This is a genomic window from Petralouisia muris (assembly GCF_004793545.1).
Classification (GTDB): Bacteria; Bacillota; Clostridia; order Lachnospirales; family Lachnospiraceae; genus Petralouisia; species Petralouisia muris.
Genome location: NZ_SRYA01000119.1, coordinates 1 through 8,535 on the forward strand (window position 1 = coordinate 1; position 8,535 = coordinate 8,535).

The following is an 8,535-nucleotide window of genomic DNA, read 5'->3' on the forward strand; positions in this document are numbered from 1 at the left end:
CCACTCAGAAATAAGCATTTTTTATTCCTCCCCGTCACTCCCATTCATATAACATAATTCTTTTCTGTTTCTTCATGGACTTTCCGAGACTACACTTGATATTTACATTATATCAAATATAGGCGATAATATCTACTTTTTCAGTGCCCTTGTCCTCCTGCCCCAGGGTATTTTAGTCCTTCTACAGCTTATATGAATCAAATTTGCTCATTTCTGGTATCTGACTAACTGTATTTCCACTCTGATTTTACAAACTTAACATAAGATATGACAGCAAGCAGTATACTATAGCCCGCCAACACAAGAAAATACAGGAAAAATCTTGTGCCATACCCCTCAAAGCTCATATTCAGATAATAAAACGGCAGAAACTGTGCTACCTTAGCGTTTCCACGCAGCATATTTACCCACGGAGCTATCATCATGAGCACCACGGCTCCTAAGAAGGAAAGCATTTTCTGTCTCGTAAACAGCATACAGGTGTGAACGAGCAGAACATAAAACAAACACTTGATAAGCCACATTCCATAAATGGTAAAAATTTCTGCCAGAATATGATTTTCTACTATCTGCCCATCTAAATAGGTCAGCACAACACCAGTGCTGCCACCGCCAAAGTAAATCAGACCGACAACTGCACTGAGCAGCAGGAAAACTGCCATATACAATATCAGATAACCGATTGTAAAGATAAATTTCGTCAGATAAATTTTCCTCTTTTTCACTTCGGTGCAAAACAGATTCTTCCATGTATGAGAATCATATTCATTTGAATAAATTTTACTTCCCAGATATACTACAAGAATAACAAACAGACCGAGAAACTCTGTCATCTTGAGCATATGGCTGAATACCGATGTCACGCCATAGGGGATATTTTTCTCCAGAGAGTATTCAAGCAATGCTGTTTTCGTGACAAAGGGCTGATACATTTTTTCGCTTAAGTCCTCCTTGATACATTCTTCAAGTGCTTCCCCATATTCCTTATGCAACTTCTTTGCATTTTCCTTCCATGATGCAGTGCTCTGCTTTTCTACGCTTAAAGCATAAACGAAGTTAATGAATAGAAGCACTGCCAGTAAAATCAGATTCGTCCGCAAACTCCATGTCTTGACAAATTCGCTTTTCAACATTTTTCTCATCGTTTCTTCCAACTCCAACTAATTCCTTATACTTAGTTTCCAGCCCTTCTGAATGGATAACCTCTTCATCGACAACACCAGTAATCTCACCCTTTTTTATAAAAGCCACCCGATTACAAAGCCTGTCCATTTCATCTAAAATATGGCTTGATAGGATAACCGTACAATATTTTTCTCCGGTAAGCTGTCCAATCAGTGTCCTCATTTCACAAATCCCATCAAAGTCCAGACCATTCGTTGGCTCGTCCAATATCAAGAGTTCCGGTTGGTTCAATAAGGCTATTGCAATTCCCAAACGCTGCTTCATTCCCACTGAAAAATCACGGTACTTTTTATGTATATCTTCCTCAAGACCTACGAGACGGGTAATATCCACTATATCTGCCTCCGTTACCCCTTGATACATACTAGCGAGAATTTTTAAGTTTTGGTAACCGCTCAACCAATCATACGCCGCTGGAAACTCCAGTAAAACTCCTATCTTTCCCTTTCCCGGCACATGGCATTTTACACTGCCACTGTCTCCCTGCATAAGTCCAGCAAGTATTTTCATCAGTGTTGTTTTTCCCGCACCATTCGGTCCAATCAAACCGAAAACTTCACCCTTCATAATATCAAAACTGATATTATGCAGTATCTTCTGCCTGCCGACACTTTTACATAGCTTTCTTATTTCAATCACTTTTTCTGTCATGCACTCCTCCATTTCGGAACATATGCGAAGAAATCCACGAGTAACTTATTTTTCACATGAACACTCCCTTTACATCTTATATACACAAATCAAAAGATTTGCTACTAAAAACACTGCCCGGACAGCGGCACACATTCTAATTCGGCCTTTAATTCTGTCATATAGGCTAAAAAAGATGACAACAATTTCTACAAAATTAGAGATAAGCGTCAGAAGCACAATATGTATATGTCCGACCAGTGCATAGCTTGTCAGAATGGATAAAATCAAACCAGCCCCGATTCCCATCAGCAGATGCAGATCCTCCACCTTCACCTTTGCACAGAGGAACACAATTTTATATAAAATAAATTCCAACACCCAGAATACAAGCACACACAGCACAAGAAGAATATCAAAAAAGGCAACATATCTATTTTCCAAAACTCCTGTCTCTTTCAGTAAATCTTTAATCTGCTGCATAAGCTGTATATTGTTATTCAGATACCGCTCCAGATACAGACCAAATGCTACCACACTGCCAATGACAAGGCTCAAAATAATTCCTAAGTTAAATGCCTTTTGCTTCATACCTTCCTCCTCTATAAATTAAGTACCTTTTCTCAGTACTTTCTATTTTTTGCTCCATTAACCACATTTATGATGTAACTATTTTTTCTTGCTCATGAAAAATCCCGTCCTCTGCCAAATAAATCTTTTTCATACAGAATTTATCCTCTTTCGTCAAAATCTTCCCGTGATTGATTAACAGCGTAACGGCTCCTTCTTCCTTTCTTTGAAAAAGCTCGCTGACAACCTTATCCTTCATCTGCACGTCCAAATGAGATAAGGTTTCATCTAATATAATTGTCTGCCAGAAATCCCGAACGAACAGTAGAAACAATCCAATTTTCATACTTGTTCCCACGGATACCCTGCTGACTAAATCATTTCCGTCTCCAATTTCCAGTTTCTCTTTGATTTCCTGCTTTTCGTCCTCACTTATATGAATTCCATAATAAAAAAGCATCAAATCTATACTTTCATTTAATGTGAGCCATTTTTCCCCCAGAGAAGTATCTGGCAGAAATAGAACATTTCCCAGCTCACCACTTATCAATCCTGTGGAAAACTTCTCCAATCCGACCAGACAGCGGCAGAAAACACTTTTTCCAACTCCATTTTTCCCAAGAAGCCAGTAAACTTCATTTTCAAATGTATAATTCAAATCTGCAAAGACTTCCTTTTCGCCATATTTTTTTGAACAATCCTTTAACTTAATCATTTCTCTCACTTTCCTTGAGATTATTTTGTACCGTTAATTGATAAACAACCAATACATTTTCTTTGTAACAAGACCCTCAACCAAGCTCGCAACCAACAGCAGGGCAAAGCAGACTAGATAATGATACCGATACTTCCAAATTCTTCCGACATACACCTTTCCTGTCACGTTTTTTTCCTTCCAAAACGACTTGAAATTCAAAAAGGACAAATAGGTAAATAAAATGAAATTTGGTATTTCTAAAACGGCATGTGGTAATAGCAGGAAAAAGGTGTCTCTTACTCCCTGCATACGAAACGATACAACCACCATCCATGAAGTAAAAATCAAATCCTTCAGATACATCAGCGGATAGAGTGGATAAATCAAAAGGTATCCAAGAAAGTTTTTCAGATTATTATAGGCAATTCTTATTGCTTCCCAAAGAGAACCTCTGCCAATCTGTGCCATATCATCTCCGATAAAACTCTCAATATCAAACAACTCTCCAAATACAAAAACAAGTCCTCCTAATAATACCAGATAAATACTGCCATAAATTATAATTTTTTTACACTGTCTTCTCATTGACATCTTCTCCTGCAACCTTTACAATATTTTCGACTTTAACAAACAACACCAGTACTGTTATGCATGCGGTAAAGACACAGCCGTATAGAGGCTGATAACCGTCTAGTTTCCATAGTACCTTTTCAAAAAGAAGCGGTGCCAAATCAAATAAAACGAGATAAAGCATAACCATACGGAACCATGTATGCTCAATCAGCTTCCGGACTTTTAATACGCAGTCGGTTGCACAATAATACCTGTGTGAAATTGCAAAAACGAGAATTAATATATTTATGTACGAAAAGCCAAAATACAAATCCCATGTATGGGAAGTAATTTCTATAATAAGAAGCGGCAGACTTAACAATACATACTTGATAACACAGTTAAATTCCACCGATAACAGAAATTTCTGCATCTCCGTTATTTTCGTAAAATTTAAAAACAGGCTTTTCCCATAGCAGTTATCATAATTTTTCATCTTTTCGTCCTGAACCAGTTCTATATCCACTAAAAAGACTGCAATAAACAAATAAAACGCTATATCTGTCTGTATGAAATATCGCACCGTACATACCAATATGATTTCATACAGAAATTCTAAAATTTCCTGAAACGGCATTCGTAAAAAGAACAATGAATTAACCCGCCGTATCGTTACTTCACTTTTTCCGATAAAAACATCCCGCCTACGGTTGATAAAGACATAATCAAGCACCTCCCGGTGTAAGGTTCCATATAGATACCTTGCATTGACTGCGGTCATAAATAGAAGTACCCACATATTATAATGTATCGTCCATACAAAAACGCAGACACTCAACAATAGTAACAACAGCTTTTTTTCCCGGCTGTATATCTCTAGCAGATAGATATCCACCGCCAGCACCCATATCGCCAGTATTATGGCAAACTTCAGGGAAAATAAAGAATAGAGAAAAACAACAGCCTGAATTACTACAAAAGCAACCAACAGAGCATTTTCCTTCAAAATCTGAAACAGTACAAACCGAAAAAATGTCTTTTTCTTAATCATAAAGGCCGCATTCTTCTGTTGCATGACAGAGCATAATATCGTCGGCTTATTATATATAATCTGAAATGCATTCAATAAAATCATAATGATAAATTCATTCCGGTTCATTAAATATATTTCACAAATTGCCACTGCAATAGTAAAGACCGCCAGACTCATAGCAGATAACGCCTTGAAAAGACTTTCATCATCAATAATTTTTATTTTTTTCTTCCAAACTCCTAATAATACCTGAATCATATGTTTCCTTTATTCCTTAAAAAATAGAACTTGGGCCAAAGTCAGCCCAAGTTTTATTCACTCAACTATCTGATATATACAATAGGATTACCACACGATAGCGAGCTTTTTGCCAACTTTTTTAATCATAGCTTTTGCTGCAACAACAAATCCATAAGAAAGTGCTCCAACACCAGCTACTACTCCAATCAATGAAATGATTGTGAGAATTGTTGAGCCTGTATCAATGATATTGATGATTCTGGTTGCCGCCACTGTGCTAACTCCTAACTGAGCTGTTACTCCAGCAAATGGAATTGCCATACATAGTGTCAAAAGCAATAATGCTACTACTGTTTTTTTCTTATTCATTTGTCAAATACCTACCTTCCTTTTATCATTTTGTACATCTACACTATTACTTAACAGTGTTACATTTTGTCTTGGGTCTTTGAGGCTGATGTAAAATTCCCATGCATGGTGGTGGCCATTTATAAGAATTTTGTTCTACAGCAACAGAACCGACTTTCTTAACTAACTTCAAAGCCTCTTTGGTCTTATTCATTTACTTCACCTCCTGTTCTATTTTGGCTATCACTAGGAGACTCGCACATAATATAATACCTAGACACATATAGGCTATAATTTCCATATTTGTTCCAACCCACCATAAAAATCCAACTAACATCATCAACAATGAAACCAACAGCCTTGATGTCATTTTTGCTGCCTTCAATTCTTCTTTGCTCATGTCAATATTAGGATGATTGACAGTTCCAATAATTAAAATGGAGACACATGCACATACTGTTAATAATGCAAGCAATACGGGTTCCCTTATTATATATTCAGCTGATATAATAATCAATACATATAAAATAAGCGTTCCGATATAGCAGCTACCAAACGTATCTAAATGAAAACCTCCAGTTCTTCTTCTGAGCGAAAAGAAAAAAAGTAAAAACATAATAGTTGGTATTAATTTTCTAAAGCAAATCGCAAGTATCAATATACTTCCTGTCGTTAATATCCCTTCAATGAAACATTCCAAAGAATATAGATATTCATCTCGCTGTATTTCCTCTATTAACTCATTTTCAACAAGCTGGTTTACTAAATACTTAATTGCTTTTGTTATCATGCCTTACCTCCTGCCATACAATATATAATACATTAAATAAATAATCTACCCCCTTCGCAGTATTTAACCTTTTTTTGCAGAATTTGACTTTTTCTACATTAGGGACATCAAACATCAAAATCAATCAAAAAAATAGCCTTATCAGCTCATCATCACTGGTAAGACTATCTAGGGAGTATACAAGAAAACGAAAAAAAATTTTCATCATGTACTATAGAATAAAAACCATTGTATTTTTCAATCACTTGTATCATGTTTTTTATCCCAATTCCATGATTTCTTTTATTCTTTTTTGTTGTTGTATAACTTCCTTCCGAAGTTATTACATGACCATCATAGGTATTCTTTACAGAAAGTACGATATTATCATCTTCTAGAATGAATTTCACCTTAATTACTTTTTCGTTAATACACTTCTGACATGCTTCTATTGCATTATTTAACAGATTAGATAACAATAATACAATATCTTGATCCTCAATTGTCATTTTTGCCAAATTACCAATTTTATACACCATAACAATATCTTGTTCCATTGCCTGAGAATGCTTTTCATTCAGAATTGCATTTACAATCGCATTATTTGTATCAATATAATGAAATTTTTTTAGTACTACCCCTGTCACCTGCTTCATGTATTCTTCTAGCTTATTATATTGTTCTTTATGAAGTAATGATTGGATACAAACAAGTTGATTTTGGTATTCATGACTCAATGCTTGTTGCTGTTTTGTTGCTTCTACCATGGACTCATACAGTGAAAACCTGTGCTTTGCTTCTCGTTCAAATATCCTCCGTTCAAACAATTCGCATTCTTTATTTGCTACATCTTGTAACAAATAAAAAAGCATAATATTCATTCCAACTAACCCGAAAGCAAATACCCAAAATATTTGTTTTTGGGTTTCATTTATCATAAGTTCTGGTTTATAGATGAGTGCAATTATAATATAGATTGTAAAAACTGGAAAAAACATAAATTTAAGCCATGCTGTATCATCTAAAAATTCTAACTGACTTTGTCCCAATGTACTTTTAATTATAATTATCAATAGAAATAATACCATCTTGGTTAGAAGAATCAAAAATCCCTGTGTACTTTGATTCTGATTCATACTTCCTGCTAAGAGCGAACTATCTATAATAATGGTTACATAATCCGCAACTAAAAGAAGACTTTGAAACAAAAAAGCTAACATAAAACTTTTCTTATATGTAATCTTCCAATATAATTTTGTCGCAACTGCAACAATTCCAATCACTATTATTTGTTTCAATAAATATAAATTTCCTAAAAAAATAGCAGGAATATATATTAACATACATAGTAAAACCCAAAATAATACCTGGTAGAACATTTTAATCTTCTTACTTAGGCAAAATGTTTCAAAAAATATTTTGCAACATATCACTTCCAACGGAATTATTATATATCCTGAAATATATGATATCATTACATTGCTCCTTTATAATTTGCAAATATTTTTCTTACTTTTTTATATCGGGGCTTTGCTATCGGCAACTCCCTCCCATCTATCAACATAGCCTTCTGTAACTTCATGTTTTTAACATATTTCATATTAACCAAATAACTTTGATGAATTCTTACAAATTTAGTATTATCAAGACTATTTTCTATATTATTCAACGTGCCATCCAGCCTATAGACTTCGAGTTCATGTTTCATAATATAAAAGCACAATTGATGCAAATTACTTTCGATATATACGATATTATCCTCATTAATATCTTTTGTTCCCTCTTTGAATGGAAACCTATGAATTTTAACAGCATAATGCATTTTTTCTAATATAGCCTCAATACACTCATTTACACTTTTATTAAAATTTGATGAGTTTTTTAGTATGTAACGAATGGCATCTACTCCATATCCATCTAATGCATAGTCGATAAAAGCAGTCACGAAAACAACAAATGCATCCTTGCACAATTCCCTTAATCTCTTAGCGGTTGAAATTCCATCCAATTCTTCCATATTTATATCTAAAAATACTATCTGATATTTTGCCATATCCATGTTAAGCTTCACAAACTCTTCCCCTGAACAAAACAAACGTACTTCATGTTCAACGTTTCTCTCATCAAAGAACTGGCTTACTATTTGTTTTAAATGTTGACCAAACACTTCTTCATCATCGCATATTGCTATTTTCAGCACCACTACTCACCTCTTCATTGCAATTAACCAAACACATAATTTATGTATATCCAAATATTAAGCATATTTCTGTCAAATCACCTCCGTCATTATATCATGATTATTATAAACTTTCAAAAAATACACTTAATATCTGTTCTCCTTTGATACATCATTTTGAAAGATACAAAAGGAGCATTTCAATCAGTTCACCATGTTTGACTTTCCCCATTTTTTAATCCGCTATCCTCCGAAATCCTCTATTCTAAATCACTCTGGTTTTTAACAGTTCCATAATGCAAAAAGTATCTGCAGGTCTTATAAAACCTGTA

11 protein-coding genes are annotated in these 8,535 nt (G+C 34.6%); all 11 read right to left on the reverse strand.

Annotated elements, in window-relative coordinates:
- Positions 1-224: 224 nt before the first annotated feature.
- The 11 genes from E5329_RS26945 to E5329_RS26995 all read right to left on the reverse strand — a co-directional run bounded on the left by E5329_RS26945 (position 225) and on the right by E5329_RS26995 (position 8,224).
- Positions 225-1,142, reverse strand: a complete 918-nt coding sequence (locus E5329_RS26945; protein ID WP_135992270.1) for an ABC transporter permease — start codon at positions 1,140-1,142, stop codon at positions 225-227.
- Entirely contained in the window at positions 1,057-1,836 is a 780-nt protein-coding gene (locus E5329_RS26950; protein WP_168356791.1) for an ABC transporter ATP-binding protein, read from the reverse strand. Before E5329_RS26950 ends, E5329_RS26945 begins: the two co-directional genes overlap by 86 nt.
- 69 nt (positions 1,837-1,905) lie before the next feature.
- Complete coding sequence (locus E5329_RS26955) at positions 1,906-2,406, reverse strand: hypothetical protein (protein WP_135992272.1); 501 nt, start codon at positions 2,404-2,406, stop codon at positions 1,906-1,908.
- 67 nt (positions 2,407-2,473) lie between these two features.
- The gene (locus tag E5329_RS26960; RefSeq protein WP_135992273.1) at positions 2,474-3,100 is read right to left on the reverse strand and encodes an ATP-binding cassette domain-containing protein; all 627 of its coding nucleotides are present in this window, start codon (positions 3,098-3,100) and stop codon (positions 2,474-2,476) included.
- 33 nt (positions 3,101-3,133) lie between these two features.
- Positions 3,134-3,667 (reverse strand): stage II sporulation protein M, encoded by a 534-nt coding sequence (locus tag E5329_RS26965; RefSeq protein WP_135992274.1) that lies wholly within the window; start codon positions 3,665-3,667, stop codon positions 3,134-3,136.
- Positions 3,651-4,925 carry a hypothetical protein gene (locus E5329_RS26970; protein WP_135992275.1) on the reverse strand — a complete coding sequence of 425 codons (1,275 nt, stop codon included), beginning with the start codon at positions 4,923-4,925 and terminating at the stop codon, positions 3,651-3,653. Before E5329_RS26970 ends, E5329_RS26965 begins: the two co-directional genes overlap by 17 nt.
- A gap of 87 nt (positions 4,926-5,012) precedes the next feature.
- Positions 5,013-5,276 (reverse strand): uberolysin/carnocyclin family circular bacteriocin, encoded by a 264-nt coding sequence (locus E5329_RS26975; protein ID WP_135992276.1) that lies wholly within the window; start codon positions 5,274-5,276, stop codon positions 5,013-5,015.
- Between the two features lie 46 nt (positions 5,277-5,322).
- Positions 5,323-5,469 carry an AgrD family cyclic lactone autoinducer peptide gene (locus tag E5329_RS26980; RefSeq protein WP_135992277.1) on the reverse strand — a complete coding sequence of 49 codons (147 nt, stop codon included), beginning with the start codon at positions 5,467-5,469 and terminating at the stop codon, positions 5,323-5,325.
- Entirely contained in the window at positions 5,470-6,045 is a 576-nt protein-coding gene (locus E5329_RS26985) for an accessory gene regulator B family protein (protein ID WP_135992278.1), read from the reverse strand.
- A gap of 164 nt (positions 6,046-6,209) precedes the next feature.
- Positions 6,210-7,499 carry an ATP-binding protein gene (locus E5329_RS26990; RefSeq protein ID WP_135992279.1) on the reverse strand — a complete coding sequence of 430 codons (1,290 nt, stop codon included), beginning with the start codon at positions 7,497-7,499 and terminating at the stop codon, positions 6,210-6,212.
- Positions 7,499-8,224, reverse strand: coding sequence for a LytR/AlgR family response regulator transcription factor (locus E5329_RS26995; RefSeq protein ID WP_135992280.1), 726 nt, complete (start codon positions 8,222-8,224; stop codon positions 7,499-7,501). Before E5329_RS26995 ends, E5329_RS26990 begins: the two co-directional genes overlap by 1 nt.
- Between the last annotated feature and the right edge of the window lie 311 nt (positions 8,225-8,535).